Raw genomic sequence first — 15,509 nt, 5'->3', positions numbered from 1 at the left:
CGCCATCACCGACCAGCTGGCACAAAACCAGAACCAGACGCTGGGCTATGATGTGCTGAACCGCCTCACCTCCGCAGAAGGAGGCTACGGCAACAACAGCTACCAGTATGACCCGGTGGGTAACCGGTTAGAGCTGGAGCAAAACAACAAGAGCACTCGTTACAGCTATGCTTCGGACAGTAACCGCTTGCTCAGCGCCGGTGCCGCCGACTACAGCTACGATGAGAATGGCAATATCACCCAGACCAGCGGTGGGCAGTCTGACCTAACCCTGCGCTATGCCGACAACAACCGGCTGGCAGAAGCCGTGCGGGACACACAGGCCCAACCCGCACAACAGAGCCAGACTCGTACTGTCGCCCAGTATCTGTACAACGCTTTGGGGCAGCGTATTCAAAAGAGTGTGAATGGAAGCATCACTACCTACCTGTACAGCCCCAGCGGCCAGCTCCTGGCTGAGATTGACCAAACCACCGGCCAGGTGAAACGCCAGTATATGTACCTCGGCAGCACCCCTCTGGCCTATATCGACAACACCCAGACACAGGAAAAACTTTACACGGTTCATAATGACCACCTTGGTACCCCGCAACTGTTGACCAACAGTACCGGGAAAGTGGTCTGGGAAAACCGAATGAGCCCGTTTGGCGTCTCAACCATTAACAGTGATGTGGACGGTGATGGCCAGACCGTGACCTTTAACCTGCGCTTTCCGGGGCAGTACTATGATGAAGAAACCCGGCTGCACTATAACTACTTCAGGGATTATGATCCGCGAACAGGGCGGTATGTGCAAAGTGATCCAGTTGGATTAGATGATGGCCCAAATACATACTCTTATGTACATAACAACCCATTTAATTATGCTGACCCATATGGACAAACTGCAGCTCACGCTGGACGACTTGCGTTTAGCGTGGGATGGAGAATTGGAGGGGTATTGAATATCGGCATTAATGCCGGGGTTAGATATGCATTTGGTACTTCAAGTTTAGGAGTTCTTATATATAATTTGACTCATGACGAGTGGTCAAATGATAGAGATAACCATTGGTTGGAGAATGAGGTCTTGAACTCTCCTATAAATGGGGGTAAAGACAATTGTGATGAAAACCGCCGAAAGAAGAAAGTTATGGAAGAAGCTTTGAATAGGCAAATAAATAATAAAAAAGCAGGGCAAGCTAGACAAGGTAGAGGGTTTAGTAATCAAGCTCAAGTGAAAAGTCATAAAGTGAGGATTGATAGGATTAAGCGAAAGATAGAGGAAATTGATAGAGCTTTAGAGTTTTGTCCTGAAGATGACAATTTTTGCACTTAATAATCAACATCTGACTTTGGTTTTCTCATGAAAATACTTGACGAGTACATATCTTATAAAGATGAGATCAATTTAATTTGGGATGAACTAGATCAGCTGATCGAGAGTAGTCTCATAACAAAGAAATCTTTAGCCTATGGTTTAAACAAAATTAGAGAAAATACGCTACATATAGCAGTAGCTTTATGTAGCCAAATGGAAAACATGACTGAAGAAGAAGTTTTGAGTCTGCTTGAGGCAGAGATCTCTGCTTACAGTGTTGATAAATTGGACAATGCTTCAAGGCTAGATGCTATTACTGATATTTTTTCTTTCATTCCGAGGCCGTCTCAGTTGATGATAGAAGCCCATAAACGGCATATAGCAAAAATAGAAAACCTCTAACCTTTCTTATGCGACAAACTATAAGCAATTATTTAGTTCTTCTATAGATAGAGATATGAGATATAGGGTCAGGTACATTTCGTAACTGATCCCTTCCCTTAAATAATGCAACCCTTGTAAACATCAACTCCTTTGGTATCGTGTCACACACCCGATAGCAAAGGAGTGCCCAACATGTGGATCTTCACTCATAGCGGCATGGTGTCGTTAGTCGAACACCCCACAAACGCAAGCCTGCTCGTCATCAAATCCCCATCCCTCCAAGCACTCCGCTCCTTCCTTCCCAGAGTCACTCCCTACCACGCACCCAATACCTCCTACCCTTGGCAGGCCGAAATACACCGCGCCATGGCCGTCGATGCCATGTTCTACGCCATTGAAGCTGTTCGTTACCCTACCCTCAGCGAAACTGTACATGAGCCCCGGTATCGCGATCTGTGCCTGAATATCCAACAGCTACTTAATCCCAGCGAAGATCCGGAAGAAACCGATCTGGAGGAACTCAGTCGCCTCACCGCCCAACTGCAGAAAGAAGCGGAATCCACTCGCTTTCCGGCCACACCATCCTAATGTGAACACTGCCATAACAGCACTAACACCAGAGCAGAGGGAGGTAAACCACCATGGCTAAAGCAGAACCAACCACGCAGGCGGACACAGCCACTATCGTTAAAAACTTCAAGAGTATGCTGAACAAGCCCTATGAAATGCGTATTGACGACCAGCCGGTGAAAGAAGGCGGCCTGAACTGCATAGGCGGCTGGAAGGCAACCCTGAAAACTGCCAAAGAAACGGTCGAATTCGAGGAAAAAGCCCTGAAGGCGATACGTTACGACCGGGGGGATTACCTGCTGGACGACAACGCCGGGAAAGGCCGCACGGTGGCCTTCTATACCCTTCGCAAAGTCAGCCCCCGGCTATAAATCCAAGGCCACAGGTTGCACACAGGGGCTTTTTTAGCCCCTTTTTTTGTTGTTAAAAACGGCCCTTTTCTCACTGGATGTCTGCGGACGTCATCCTATGGTTAACACACCAAAGGCGAACGCAACGCCGTACCAAAAGAGAGCCAAAAAGGAGCCCACAAATGAACGACAAAGCCCTTAACGAATTTATCAGCAACATTGGCCAGATTAACGAACTGCTGCAAAACATGCAGGCCCTTGCCGAAGACCATTTAGGCCACAGCCCCGAAGAAATCAACTATAGCCACGTAGGCTCAGCGGCCCATATCAAGCACGAACTCAAGCAGATCGCCGAGTTTATGGGAATCGATACCAGCGAGCTGGATAACACAATTAATTAACAACCCGCTTTTTGGAGTGACCGGCATCACGGCCATAAATCATCTCCATATAACCCCGCCCTTCCAGAGTTAACGACAACAGCCGTGAAGCCTCGGAATACACAACAAATCCTGCCACCCCTATCCTTGCGTGATTACGTCTCGCCATCAGAGTCTTGAGGTGAGTATCAAGCCCGCTCACTGAGAAGTGCATAGCCTCCGCCAGCTGTTCACGGGTCATTTGCCCCTGTTCATACAACAGCGACATAATTAAAAATCCCCGAAAACTGATATCCGCCTGGGTCATTTTCAGGTAATCACTCAGGGCCAGCAGTGCTGTGTTATTCATAGCCATCTCCATTCAAGCCTTCTTGCTCCTCTCCATAACTTCCATATACGGGTTGTTTATTATTTTGGTTTCCTCAATCAAGTTAACGCAATAACGATTATTTTGGAATTATTTTGATTGTTAAAACGAATTAACCCTTTCTTCACTCAAACCTGTACGTCACAGGAATCCATTGATGAAAGGCATCCATATTTTTAAAACCGGCCAGCATACCGACAGCCAGGGGCAGCAGGCCGAGTTCTCCGAATCTACCCTTCAGGCATCCGCCGCCGCTTATAACCCCAGTCTTCACGAAGCGCCCATCGTTATCGGTCATCCCCAAAGCAATGGCCCGGCCTGGGGTTGGATCAAACAGCTCTCCTTCTCCGACAACAACCTCACCGCCAAACCCGATCAGGTCGACCCACAGTTTGAAGAGCTGGTGGAATCCGGGCGCTATAAAAAAGTCTCCGCCAGCTTCTATCAGCCTGACAGCCCCAATAATCCGACGCCGGGCGTTTATTACCTGCGCCATGTCGGCTTTCTCGGAGCACAGCCTCCGGCCATTAAAGGTTTAAAAAATATCGCCTTTGATGAAGGGGAAACTGGCGTCGTGGAGTTCTCCTGCGCCCTGCCAGAAAACCAGATTTCCCCTTCTCTGCTGGCCCAGTTTCGTGAGCTGCTGCGGGAAACTTTCTCTGAAGCCACTGCACAAAAAGAACCTCCACCCTCTTCTCAAAGCACCTCTCAACTCTCTCCTCAATCCTCTCCTCAATCAGGGAACCAAGGCATGAATGAAGACGAGCTTAAAAACCGGGAGCAATCCCTAAAAAACAAGGAATCAGCTTTCTCCGAACGAGAAGGCCGCATCAAGGCCAGTGAACAGGCACTGGCTATTCGCACCCTGTCAGCGGATCTCGAGGGTCTTGTTCAGGCCGGAAAGGTTCTGCCCGCTCAAAAGGCGGCGCTTGCTGAGTTTATGGCCACTCTGGAAACCGAAGAAGGTGTTGTTGAGTTTGGGGAAGGGGACGAGAAGAAAAAACATAGCCAGCGCGCCTTTATGAAGGCCTTCCTGAACCAGTTGCCCAAACAGGTGGAGTTTCGGGAAGTCTCCGCAGATGAAGGCGAGCAGAAACAACCGGAAGATAGCGCCGAGCTGGCTCATCAGGCGCTGGCCTATCAAGAACAGGAAAACCAGAAAGGCCGGATGATCTCCATTACTGAAGCGGTGAATGCGGTGGTGGAAGGAAAAGGTCAGAACAATACGGGCAGCAGGGAGGCGCAAGCATGAGAAATGATGGCCTGATTAAAACCTTCTACGCCCAGGGCGAAATCAGCGGACGTTGCCTGATTACCTTTGGCACCGGCAAACTGACCGTAAAACAGGCGACAGCGGCTGACCAGGCGTTGATCGGTGTCAGCACCCAGATCGGCAGCCAGAGCAATGGCCGGGTTGATGTGATCTTCAGCGGTATTACCGAGGCTATTGCCGGTGGTGATATTGCCAAGGGCGATGTACTGACCAGCGATACCGATGCTGCTGTGGTCAAAGCCTCAGCCCCGACAGACCGTGTGATTGGTATCGCCATGGAAGATGCCCTCGCCGGTGACCACACCTCTATCCTGATTGCCCACGGTTAAGTCCAAGCTTCAGGCACTGAAAGAATACAGGTTACAAGGAGAGAACCTATGGCCACAGCTCCGTTCGTTACCAATCCGGTGCTTACCGCTATCGCCATTGCCTACCGTAATGACGAGTTTATTGCCGACCGGGTGATGCCCCGTGTGCCCGTCGGTGCCCGCGAGTTCAAGTGGACCCGCTACAACAAGGAAGACCGCTTCACCATTCCCGATACCCTGGTAGGCCGTAAAGGCCGCCCCAATGTGGTGGAATTTGGCGGCACCGAAGAGTCCGGCATGATTGTCGATTACGGTCTGGAAGATGAAATTCCACAGGAAGATATCGATAACGCCCGTAACACCAACTTCGACCCTCGCGGCAACTCCACTGAGCTGCTGGCAGAACTCATTGCCCTGGATCGGGAGAAGCGTGTCTCCAGTATTATTCAGAACAAGGATAACTACGCCCATAAAGAGAAGCTCACCACCACCGACCAGTGGAGCCATAAAGACAGCAAGCCTTTGGTGCAGCTGATCGATGCTTTGGAAACCCCGATTAAACGTCCAAACGTTATGGTGCTGGGACGTAAGTCAGCGACCACTCTCCGTCGAAATCCTTCGGTAGTGCGGGCCTTTCACGGCACACTGGCCGACGATGGCCTTGTACCCATGAGTTTTATTCGGGAGCTGTTGGAGCTGGACCAGATCCTGATCGGCTCCGCCCAGCACAATGCTTCGCGCCCCGGACAGGATATGGTGCTGGAAAAACTCTGGACCAACCACTGCTCCCTGCTCTACCGCAACCCCAGTGCCCGTCCCAATAAAGGCGTGACCTTTGGCTTTACCGCTGAACATGGCGGTCGGGTCTCCGGCACTCGCCCGGACGGCAATATCGGTCTGCGCGGTGGTGAAGTGATTCGTGTAGGTGAGTCGGTACAGGAGATGGTGATCTGTAACGATGTCGCCTACTTCCTGGAAAACGTCATTCCCGCCTGATAAGCAGTATGACTTACTGCAATCAGGCAGGCATGGAGTCCCGGTTTGGTCAGGATGAGATTCTTGCCCTCACCGACCGGGACGATACAGGTTCTGTCGATGCCAGTGTTCTGCAACAAGCCCTTGCGGACGCCACCGAGGAGATTAACTCCTATCTGGCGGCTCGCTACACCCTGCCTCTGCCCTCCACTCCTGATCTGGTGCAACGACTGTGCGCAGATATCGCTCGATATCTGTTAATGGATAACCGGGTGACGGAAGAAGTCGAAAAGCGTTACACCCGCGCAGTGCAAACCCTGAGGGATTTAGGCACTGGCAAAGCCCGACTCGATATCGGCCACCAGCAACCCGGTATCGGCATAGCCAGCAGCCACAACCTCGATAACCGCACCTTCACCATGGACAGCCTGAAGGATTATTAACAAGGACACTGATGCTCTCACTCACCCAGGCACAACAGGATATTCAAAACCTGATGGAGACAGTGAACCTGTACAGCTACAGGACACCCCTCTTCCGCAGGCTGGGTCGTGCTTTGGTGAATGACACCAAGATGAACTTCGTCCGCCAGCATGGGCCGGACGGAACCCCCTGGGAACCGCTGAAAGTTCGCAGTGGCCGTATTCTCTCCGACACAGGCCGCCTGAAAAACAGCATTACCTATGCCGTCGGCAAGGATGAGGTGCAGTACGGCACCAATGTCTTTTATGCCCGCACCCACCAGTTTGGCGCTGTAATCATCCCCAAGAAAAAGAAAGCCCTCGCTTTTCCCGGAGCCAACGAAACGGTCTTTGCCAAACGGGTAGAGATTCCCGCACGTCCCATCATGGGTATCGAACAGCGACAGGTAAACCTGATTCAGAACACCATCTCCCAATGGGTGAAAGATGTTGCGACCAGAGGTTCACGAAATGTTTAACGAAGCTCTGGACACCATCACCGAATACATCAAGCAGCAGCTGGCTCCGGAGGTGACCGACACCAAGAGCCACCCGGGACGGTTTACCGAGGCCGAGCTGGCCAAGCTGCTGATGAAAAAAAGAGCTGTACGAGTCTCTATCGAGCAGGCACCGGCTTTATCAATCACCGGCCATGGATGGCGTGATAGCCGACTGCTGATGGCGGTCTATGTGATCTGCAGTGATAGCAAGGAGTCCGACCGACACAGGTTTGCTTTGGAGATCACCGAGAAGCTGATTGCATTGCTGCCGTTTTGTCGTTTCGACAGTGACTTCCTGATGCCTGTGGAACCCAAAAATATCTCAGCAGAGAACCTGTATTCCGGAGAGATCGACCGTAAGGGCATCGCCATGTGGGGAGTTTCTTGGGAGCAACTCGTTAAGCAATCCAACTCAGAAACATGAACAGAGGGAACTGATTATGCAACGTGTTGATCGCTCATACATGGGCAAAGGTAACGTGTACCTGAAGCTGCGTGGAGGCTCCACCGGCTTTTTCCATTTCGGAAACTGCTCACAGCTGGACGTCTCCTTTGAAGAAGACAAGAAGCCCCAAAAGGACTTCACCCGTCCTGGCGGAGGTAACTCCAACAGTGTGTCTTCTATCTCCGATGCCACCGGCGCAATCACTGCCCTGGATATCATGGCCGCCAACCTTGCTCCGGCACTGCGAGCTGCGGTCACCAAGGTTGTCGGTGGTACAGCCGTCACCGATGAGCAGCTGGATGCCAGCGGCACCATTGGTGAGTTTGTGCCCTTTGGCTCCATCCCCGATAAGGGCCAGGCCATCACCCTCAAGGATGCCTCCGATGACTCGGCACTGACCGAAGGCGATGACTATGAGCTGTCCGATAACGGCTTCATCGTCAAAAGCGCTGAGATCAGTAACGCCGGTGTGAAAGCCACCTACACCAAGCATGCCTCCGAGGTACTGGAAGCGCTGGTGAAAGCTGGTGAAGAGTTTCAGCTGTATTTCGATGGACTGAACGAAGCGCAATCAGGCAAGCCTGTGAACATCACCATCCACCGTTTGAAGTTCTCCCCTGTCTCCGGGCTGGCCTTCATCGGTGATGAGTTCGCAGAAGCGGCCATGGAATTTGAGATCCTCTCTGATCCCTCCGTCACAGGTGCAGGACTCTCCAAATTCATGCGGATTGTTCAAGCCGTATAACGATCCCCCCCGTCACAAGGACGTGACGTATGGCCAGAGGCAATCAGGCTCTTAACATAGTCATCAAGGCTAAGGATTTAGCCAAGGGCACCCTGCGAAAACTCTCTGCCCGGCTCCGTGATGTGGGCAAGAATGCAGAGGGCACCAGCGGTGCCTTTGGTCGTCTGGGCCGCTCCATTCGCAACACCATCCTGACGGTGACGGGTATCTACGCTCTGCAAAGAGCGATGCGCTCGGTGCTGGAGGTGGGCGATAAGTACGAACGCCTCGGTATCCAAATGGAAGCCCTGATGGGCAGCATCGAGGCAGGCAATCAGGCCACCGAATGGATTAAGGATTTCACCAAGACCACCCCTCTGCAGCTGGAGCAGGTGTCCGAAGCCTTTATCCGGCTGAAGAACTTTGGCATCGACCCCATGGACGGTACCCTGCTCGCCCTGGTTGATCAGAACGCCAAGCTCGGTGGTGAGTTTGAACGACTGCAGCGAATCTCTCTGGCTGTGGGTCAGGCCTTTGGTAAACAAAAGCTGCAGGGGGAAGAACTGCGGCAGCTGATTGAAGCCGGTGTCCCGGTCTGGGAGCTGCTGACCGAGGCGACCGGACGCAATGTTAATGAGCTGCGGAAACTGTCGGAGGCCGGAAAGCTCGGCACCGATGTGATTAAGGCGCTGGTGGCCGAGATAGGCAAGAGCTCACAGGGCGCAGCGCTGAAAAACATGAAGACCCTGTCCGGTCTGATTTCCAACATGAAGGACAGGTGGCAGCTATTCCAGAAGGCTGTCAGTGATGCGGGCTGGACGCAGTACATCAAAGCCCAGCTTTCAGCGCTGGGGAACAAGCTCGATGAACTTGCAGAGAACGGCAAGCTGCAAAAGTTGGCGACCAATATCTCAGCCACCTTTATTGGCATAGCTGAAAGCATCAAAGCCTTCTTCACCAACCTGACTATCGATGATGTGGTCAACAGCACCACCTCTGGCTTCCAGAAGATTGTGGACGCAGCCGGTAGCGTGATCACAACCTTTCAAGTCATCGGTAATGGAGTGCAGGCGCTGTTCAATAGCCTCTCCCTAGTTGTTAAAGGTGCTGCGACGTTTATCACCGGCGCTATTGCACAGATTTCTTCAGTTGCGGCCAATATTGTCGGTGCTCTGGGCTTTGATGAGCTGGAAGGGAAGATCCGTACCTTCAGCGAAGGCACCCAGTCAGTGATGGCGGCTTTTGCCGATGGCGTGGCCAAGGATGCCAACAAGGTGAAGGCCAGCTATGTGGCCATTGGTGATGCCCTCAGCAAAGAGTCCCCCAAGGTCAAAGATATCGTTCAGGATGTCGCCAAGAACATCGAGGAAGAAGCCACCAGTATTGAAGCCAGCAACAAGAAGGTAGAAGAGAGCGAGAACAAGCGACAACGCAACACCATCGAGACCACACAAGCGGCCAAAAAGCAGTATGAAGACCTGGCCGAAAAGGCGGACGACACCAGTAGATCACTCAAAGATGTGGGCGAGGCATCGGAAGCCTCCGGTGAACAGATGGCAGGCGGCACTACCATCGCACAGGCCATGGCGGACCACATGGGCGCACTCAAAGATGAAATGGCTGGGCTATCTGGCGCTGCGCTGGAAGCCTTTGAGAACCTGAACGGTATCACCCAGGCCGACCCTCGCACCCTGACTGATGATGTTGAAGCTCTGCGCTCCAATCTGGAACAGACCAACACTGAACTCAATGCCATGGGACAGATGTTCCATGGACTGGATAGCACCGGGCTGGGGGAATGGATGTATGACACCCAGAAGCGGTCACTTCAGGTCAAAGAGTCCTTTCTGGAGCAGAAGCTCGCCTTTGAGGAGTTAATGCAGGCCTGGGAGAACGGAGATATTTCCGCAGAGTCTTTTGCTGGCTCTGCCCGTAAGGCCGCTGATGAACTTAACCTACTCAGTGATCAGGATATGCAGACCCTTAATCGCGCTCTGGAACAAGCCGAGCGCCGTATGGAGAGCCTGCAGAACAGTACCCGCTCCACTCTTGATAGCCTCCGAAATGAACTGGATCAGCTGGAAGGTAACACTGAGGCCATCGAACGCCGTCGCTATGAAAAACGTCGCCGGGAACTGCAGCAGAAATTAGAGCAGGCACAGGGCAGCGGCGATACCACATCCGTTAACAACCTGCAGGAAGCCCTGCGTCTCAATAATCAGGTGTTCGAGAAGGCCAAAGCAAAACGGCAAAAGGAAGAGTTTGAGAATCAGAAGCGGGACAGAGAGCGCACGAAAAAAGCGACACCCGTCAACGAATCCCAAAGGCAACGTCCTGATTCTCCCAGCAAAGTTATCAGGCTGGAGTATCCCGGTGGTGCTGTGAATGTAAATGTGCGTGGCGGCGATGAAGGCAAGCTGCTGCGGGCACTGAAAGCCTCTGGTGCGAGGGCCACCTAATGCAACTGGACACAATCACTCTCTCCGACAACTTCCTGTGGCTGAACGAGTTTGACTGGTCACCCATCGCCCAAGACAGCGAACGCACCCTGACCGGTGCGCTCATGGTTTCTGAGCAGGCCAAGACTTATGGCCGACCGATTGCGCTGGGGGATGGTGAAAACAGCTGGGTCACCCGCTCTGAACTGGAAGCGCTTTATGCCCTGACCGAAGTCGTGAACAAGAAGATGGCACTCACTGTTCCCGATGGTCGCCAGTTCACGGTGATTTTTGACCGGCAGGATGGCTCACCCATTCAAGCGAATCAGGTACTGCCTTTGAGTAAGCCGGAGAACCAGGACTATTACGCCGTAGTTATTCGACTACTGACTGTGGCTCCCGATCCGTCGTCATAATAAGGACTGTTTCATGGCTATTAACAGGGAAGATATCAAACTTTATGAATCCCAGCGGCTCACCGACGAGGATGATGGTGGGGGCCGGGCCACCGGACATGTGGTGGTCGATGGACAGGTGAATAACCTGTTTCGGGATATCAGCCGGATTGACCGGACGGTGGGCGATGTGTCCATGCGGAAGGTGTATCTGGGCGTGGAGACTGACAACAATGACCCTTACCTCGGTGCCCATACCATTCTCACTTCCGCTCCGGAGGATGAGCGTGTGGGCGTGGTGCTGTTCAACACCGAGAGTCAGGATGACGAACGCAGTGATGCCCGCAACCGCATAGAAAGTTATGTGGTGCCTGCCACCGATACCAGCTGGCAACTGCTGGGTAACCAGCTGGTGGGCCAGCGCAGCCTGCTGGCGATTCAGCGTGAAGAACAACGCCTGCCGGAGATTGGTGAGGTGTACCGGCTGCTGATTGAGGCCACAGGTGAGGAGCAGTATGTTCGTATCACCAAGGTGGAGGGCACAATCGAAACCTTCACCTACTCCTCAGATACCAACACCTATGTGGACTTTGAGCGCAGGCGCTTGGCGCTGGGTATCTCAGCTCCTTTGAAGTTCACCTTCCCGGGCGGTATTCCTTCTCCCCGAGGCACCGAACCACAGAATGGTGTGCCGAACACTCGCATCCAGACCACACAGGTGGCTGATGCAGCGAAATACTATGGCACCCAGAAGCTGGTGGCAGCGGCTTCCTCCAGTGACCTGACCTTCAAAGTCGGCAGCGTGTATGGCGATATTGTGCCGAGTGCCCGCAGCGAGACACCACTCATTAACCAGGATGGTGCAGCCGTGGGACGGGTTATGCGGAAAAGCTCGTCCGATACCCGCAGTGTGACACTGTCTTTTGGTTTGATTGCCGGAAACCAGTCCCGGGCCTTTCTGCAGACCGGGGCACTGCAACGGTCAATCACTCTCAGCATTGGCGGCGGCACTTACACCGATGCCGGTGATGGCACCTTTCAGCACAGTGGCGGCACCAACCCGTTCGAGAAGCTGACCATTGATTACGAGAGTGGCCAGATTGATGTCTGGAAAACCACCGGCTCCTTTACCAGTTCAGCCTCTGCGGTTTACCACCCTGCCGCAGTCCTGGTTGGCACTCTGGTGTCGGGCCAGCTGCCGATCACCATTCAAAACCGAGGCCTGAACTACACCTTCGATTATGGGAGTAATGATGGCAAACCCTATCCCGGTACCCTTCGCATCAGCTATCTGGCGCTGGGGAAGTGGTATGACGTTGTGGACTCAGGCAATGGCCAGCTGACTGGGGCAGGCACAGGCTCCGTGGATTATGCCACTGGCGCAGCGCAGGTGACTCTCAAGGCGATGCCCGATCCGGACAGCTCCATTATCGTTGCCTACAAGCTGCAAATCGACGAAGAAACCACTGTTCGGGAAGGAGCTGTGACTCCCGGGAAGTTTGAAGTTCGCTATGTGACTGATAAGCCCGGTGTGAAACCCGGGAGCGTGACGGTCACTTATCTGGTGGGCGGACAAACCAAGACCATCACCGATGATGGCAAAGGTGTCCTGCAGGGCGGCTCTTCACAGGAGCAGGTAGGCACAGTCTTTTATGCCGATGGAATACTCTCCATTGTGCCCGACAACATTCCCGATAACGGCACCAGCCTGACCCTGACGTATGAAGAAGGGGCGGTTACCAATACCTCTATCAGCGGACAACCAGACGGAGCCGGTCTGTTCAGCGGCACCATCCCGGGAGCGCCACTGTTGGCAGGCAGTGTGTCGCTGGAATGGATTGTTAACAGGCTGGGCAGTACCAGCTCTCGCAGGTTTGGCGGTGGCACAGTCAATGCCACTTATAACCTGACACGCAAAGTCTACGACAATGGCAACGGAGAATGGGGCGGGCGTACAGGCACCATCGACTATGCCACTGGCGCATTCACCCTGAATGTGACCGAGAACTATGAGTACTACCACACCACTGTTAGCAGGGGGGCATGGCGCTGTTACACCAACGTAACAACGACATCAGCGGTGGAAGGCTTCAATGGCAGCGGCCTTATCTGCCGGGCGCAGAGCAACAGCCTGAATCATGTTCCCCATAATGAGAGCATTGATGCGCCGGATATGACGGTGGACTTGTTGCCCGGTATTGAAGACGCCATGTTGCCGGGGAGTTTGGTGTTTACGTGGGGCGGCGCAACCTACTTTGACCGGGACGGCACGCTCTACAAAGACATCAGCACCCAGACCAATGCGGGAACAGCGGTGGGCACCATTGATTACACCGGAGGACTGGCAACATTTACCTCTTACCCGGATGGAGCCAATGGCACTCTGGTTATCGATGCCATGGCCACCACCCGGGCTGGTATGGAGATTGATAAAATAGCCTTTCGGGCACCCGGTGCTCCCCTTCGACCAGGATCTCTTCAGGTGTGGGCCAACCGGGCGGATACTGGCGAGCGCATCTCAGCGCAGGCTGACTTTAACGGCAACATCTCCAGTGATGAGATGGACGGCAAGGTCAGCAGCCAGAATGGTTGGTGCGACATCTCCTTTGAGGACACCAATGGAGACCCCATTTTCGTGATGCCTCAGACGGTGACCTACAACACCATTGTCCTCACAAGTATTCCCATGGACTCTCGACTGATTGGCCTCGACCCAGTGCGCCTGCCAGCCGATGGCCGTGTGCCCATTTACCGGGAAGGAGATGTGGTGGTGCTCGGCCATACCGCCTCGACCGATATAGGCACACCGACAGCCGGGCAGATCGTGAACCTTCCCCGGGATCATCAGGTGAGTATCGCTGTGGTGGACAGCAACGATACACCCATCAAACCGGATCAAATCACTATCAACCGTGATGCGGGCAGTATTCTTTTTGCCGACCCCCTGGTGCTCAATGATGCCAGCGACACCGCACTTGTACCGCCTCTGAAAGTGCTCGACCGGATTGAACAGATGAGTGTGGTCAGCGATGTGCAGATCAATGGTGACCTGTCGATTATTGCGCCTCTGGCGTGGGACTTCCCGGTGGACACAACCGTGAGCTCGGCGGTGGTGTATGGCGACCTGCAGGCTCGCACCAAACACATATTCACCCAGCGCACATGGAGCAGCAGCTTACCCAACTGGTCACCCGTTGGACAGGGAGCTGCCACCACAGCGCAATACAATCTGGTGAACTATCCCATCGCCATCAACAACAAGGGCGCTATCGAGGGCAAGTGGGCACTGGTGTTTACCAGCACCACGGCTTTCCAGATTGTGGAGGAGAAGCTGGGGATTATCGGGGCAGGCTCGGTGTCCTCCAATGCGGCTCCGGTGAATCCGGAAACCAACACCCCTTACTGGACAATTGATAAGGACGGCTGGGGATCAGGCTGGGTCAGCGGCAATGTACTGCGGTTTGATACCGAAGGGGCACTGGCTCCGCTCTGGCTGGTACGGACAACACTGGCCGGGCAAGGGACTCGACAGGATGACAAGTTCACCTTGCAGGTGAGAGGAGATGCAGACTGATGGCATTTGCAACAGGAAGTGGCTCCCAAGCAGACCCGTTCTTAATTGTTACGCCACAGGACTTCTTTAACGTCTTTGCCGTGAACAATGGGAACTATAAGTACTACCGGCTCACCAATGATATTGATATGGACGGAATGGCGGCCATTCCACAGATCTTTAATAACATGGCCATCTATCTGGACGGAGCTGGGCACCGAGTCTCCAACGTTAGTTTTGTGGGCAACATTGCCCGTTACGCCAAGCGCTTTTATGTCAGCAATATCCTCATGGAGATCGACAGCGGTTTTAACGATCTGGCCTACGGCAATTTGGAAATGCGCTTTTACGATGTCCGGCTGCACTTCAAGAACACTGCAACCATATCCTGGTCTAGTGGCACAGGTTACAGGCGTTTTGAACGAAGCGTGATCTCTGGTGGTGGAACGCTGAACGGGTTTGGAGGCATGACGATTGTTGATGTGTATGTAACCTGTGGTGCCACACAAGCGGTTATTGATAATGCGGCTTACACCGTGATTCCCGCTACAGATATTTTACTGGCCAGCAGCTATCCCAACCTCAATGACACTGTCTGGGATAAGCAGGACGGTAATATCCCAACCCTGAAAAATGTCACCTACGACTATTCCAGTATTACCAAAGTCAAAGGCGTGACCACTGTAGACGGCCAGCCGGAACAACGAAGTGTGAGGGTCTTTCATGGCATCTATCACGGCCTGATTGGTGGAGCACTGAGTGACGAAAATGATGGCACTTTTGATATCAGCACACGCCCATACAGCGTGCCGGTCTTGGTGCTGGCTTATGACGATGTTGGGAAACCTTTGAAACCAGCCACCGCCTATGTGTTGGACGACATTGTTCACCCTGAAGCAGGCAATGGATACCGCTATATCTGTATTCAGGCAGGGACAACGGCAGACCCTCTGCCTGCACTGTCATGGCCGACAGACCAGCTCATCAGTGGAACGGCGACTTTTGAAGCCAGAAAGATTCGTCCACCGATTGTGACCGGGCCAGTCAAACCGGCTCCCGTCATTCAACCAACATCATAAGGGAGAG

Annotated in this window: 17 protein-coding genes; 16 read left to right on the top strand and 1 reads right to left on the bottom strand. The window is 53.2% G+C overall.

The features are described 5' to 3' along the window. The 5 genes from ACY2RQ_RS18315 to ACY2RQ_RS18295 all read left to right on the top strand — a co-directional run. On the top strand, positions 1 to 1,318 hold a 1,318-nt coding region (locus ACY2RQ_RS18315), incomplete at its 5' end, for an RHS repeat domain-containing protein (RefSeq protein ID WP_490114450.1). A 27-nt stretch (positions 1,319 to 1,345) separates the two neighbouring features. Beyond that, entirely contained in the window at positions 1,346 to 1,702 is a 357-nt protein-coding gene (locus ACY2RQ_RS18310) for a hypothetical protein (RefSeq protein ID WP_490114449.1), read from the top strand. Between the two features lie 348 nt (positions 1,703 to 2,050). Further along, on the top strand, positions 2,051 to 2,272 hold the full coding sequence (locus ACY2RQ_RS18305; protein WP_490114448.1) for a hypothetical protein: 222 nt from the start codon (positions 2,051 to 2,053) through the stop codon (positions 2,270 to 2,272). 53 nt (positions 2,273 to 2,325) lie between these two features. Beyond that, positions 2,326 to 2,625 carry a hypothetical protein gene (locus tag ACY2RQ_RS18300; protein ID WP_490114447.1) on the top strand — a complete coding sequence of 100 codons (300 nt, stop codon included), beginning with the start codon at positions 2,326 to 2,328 and terminating at the stop codon, positions 2,623 to 2,625. A 161-nt stretch (positions 2,626 to 2,786) separates the two neighbouring features. Beyond that, positions 2,787 to 3,005 (top strand): hypothetical protein, encoded by a 219-nt coding sequence (locus ACY2RQ_RS18295; protein ID WP_490114446.1) that lies wholly within the window; start codon positions 2,787 to 2,789, stop codon positions 3,003 to 3,005. On the opposite strand, the gene ACY2RQ_RS18290 is transcribed toward ACY2RQ_RS18295, so the two are convergent. After that, positions 2,998 to 3,333, bottom strand: coding sequence for a hypothetical protein (locus ACY2RQ_RS18290; RefSeq protein ID WP_490114445.1), 336 nt, complete (start codon positions 3,331 to 3,333; stop codon positions 2,998 to 3,000). The genes ACY2RQ_RS18295 and ACY2RQ_RS18290 overlap by 8 nt on opposite strands. A 175-nt stretch (positions 3,334 to 3,508) precedes the next feature. On the opposite strand from ACY2RQ_RS18290, the gene ACY2RQ_RS18285 reads away from it, so the two are divergent. The 11 genes from ACY2RQ_RS18285 to ACY2RQ_RS18235 are packed head-to-tail and all read left to right on the top strand — an operon-like array spanning position 3,509 to position 15,502. Continuing rightward, positions 3,509 to 4,603 carry a hypothetical protein gene (locus ACY2RQ_RS18285; protein WP_490114444.1) on the top strand — a complete coding sequence of 365 codons (1,095 nt, stop codon included), beginning with the start codon at positions 3,509 to 3,511 and terminating at the stop codon, positions 4,601 to 4,603. Beyond that, positions 4,600 to 4,953, top strand: a complete 354-nt coding sequence (locus ACY2RQ_RS18280; RefSeq protein WP_490114443.1) for a capsid cement protein — start codon at positions 4,600 to 4,602, stop codon at positions 4,951 to 4,953. Before ACY2RQ_RS18285 ends, ACY2RQ_RS18280 begins: the two co-directional genes overlap by 4 nt. A gap of 48 nt (positions 4,954 to 5,001) precedes the next feature. Next, positions 5,002 to 5,928: a hypothetical protein gene (locus tag ACY2RQ_RS18275; protein ID WP_490114442.1), complete on the top strand. Its 927-nt coding sequence runs from the start codon at positions 5,002 to 5,004 to the stop codon at positions 5,926 to 5,928. A gap of 8 nt (positions 5,929 to 5,936) precedes the next feature. Then, the gene (locus tag ACY2RQ_RS18270; protein ID WP_490114441.1) at positions 5,937 to 6,350 is read left to right on the top strand and encodes a gp436 family protein; all 414 of its coding nucleotides are present in this window, start codon (positions 5,937 to 5,939) and stop codon (positions 6,348 to 6,350) included. A gap of 11 nt (positions 6,351 to 6,361) precedes the next feature. Next, on the top strand, positions 6,362 to 6,847 hold the full coding sequence (locus ACY2RQ_RS18265; RefSeq protein ID WP_490114440.1) for a phage virion morphogenesis protein: 486 nt from the start codon (positions 6,362 to 6,364) through the stop codon (positions 6,845 to 6,847). Beyond that, the gene (locus ACY2RQ_RS18260; protein WP_490114439.1) at positions 6,840 to 7,292 is read left to right on the top strand and encodes a hypothetical protein; all 453 of its coding nucleotides are present in this window, start codon (positions 6,840 to 6,842) and stop codon (positions 7,290 to 7,292) included. Before ACY2RQ_RS18265 ends, ACY2RQ_RS18260 begins: the two co-directional genes overlap by 8 nt. A gap of 16 nt (positions 7,293 to 7,308) precedes the next feature. Then, positions 7,309 to 8,058, top strand: coding sequence for a phage tail tube protein (locus tag ACY2RQ_RS18255; RefSeq protein ID WP_490114438.1), 750 nt, complete (start codon positions 7,309 to 7,311; stop codon positions 8,056 to 8,058). A 29-nt stretch (positions 8,059 to 8,087) separates the two neighbouring features. Next, positions 8,088 to 10,496: a tape measure protein gene (locus ACY2RQ_RS18250; RefSeq protein WP_490114437.1), complete on the top strand. Its 2,409-nt coding sequence runs from the start codon at positions 8,088 to 8,090 to the stop codon at positions 10,494 to 10,496. Next, positions 10,496 to 10,891, top strand: a complete 396-nt coding sequence (locus ACY2RQ_RS18245) for a hypothetical protein (RefSeq protein ID WP_490114436.1) — start codon at positions 10,496 to 10,498, stop codon at positions 10,889 to 10,891. The genes ACY2RQ_RS18250 and ACY2RQ_RS18245 overlap by 1 nt, the downstream gene beginning before the upstream one ends. A 13-nt stretch (positions 10,892 to 10,904) precedes the next feature. Then, positions 10,905 to 14,444: a hypothetical protein gene (locus ACY2RQ_RS18240; RefSeq protein ID WP_490114435.1), complete on the top strand. Its 3,540-nt coding sequence runs from the start codon at positions 10,905 to 10,907 to the stop codon at positions 14,442 to 14,444. Beyond that, positions 14,444 to 15,502, top strand: a complete 1,059-nt coding sequence (locus ACY2RQ_RS18235) for a hypothetical protein (RefSeq protein ID WP_490114434.1) — start codon at positions 14,444 to 14,446, stop codon at positions 15,500 to 15,502. The genes ACY2RQ_RS18240 and ACY2RQ_RS18235 overlap by 1 nt, the downstream gene beginning before the upstream one ends. The last annotated feature ends 7 nt before the right edge of the window (positions 15,503 to 15,509 follow it).

It is taken from the genome of Parendozoicomonas sp. 209JJ7-1, from assembly GCF_058147085.1.
This window is presented reverse-complemented; position numbering and strand designations above follow the sequence as displayed.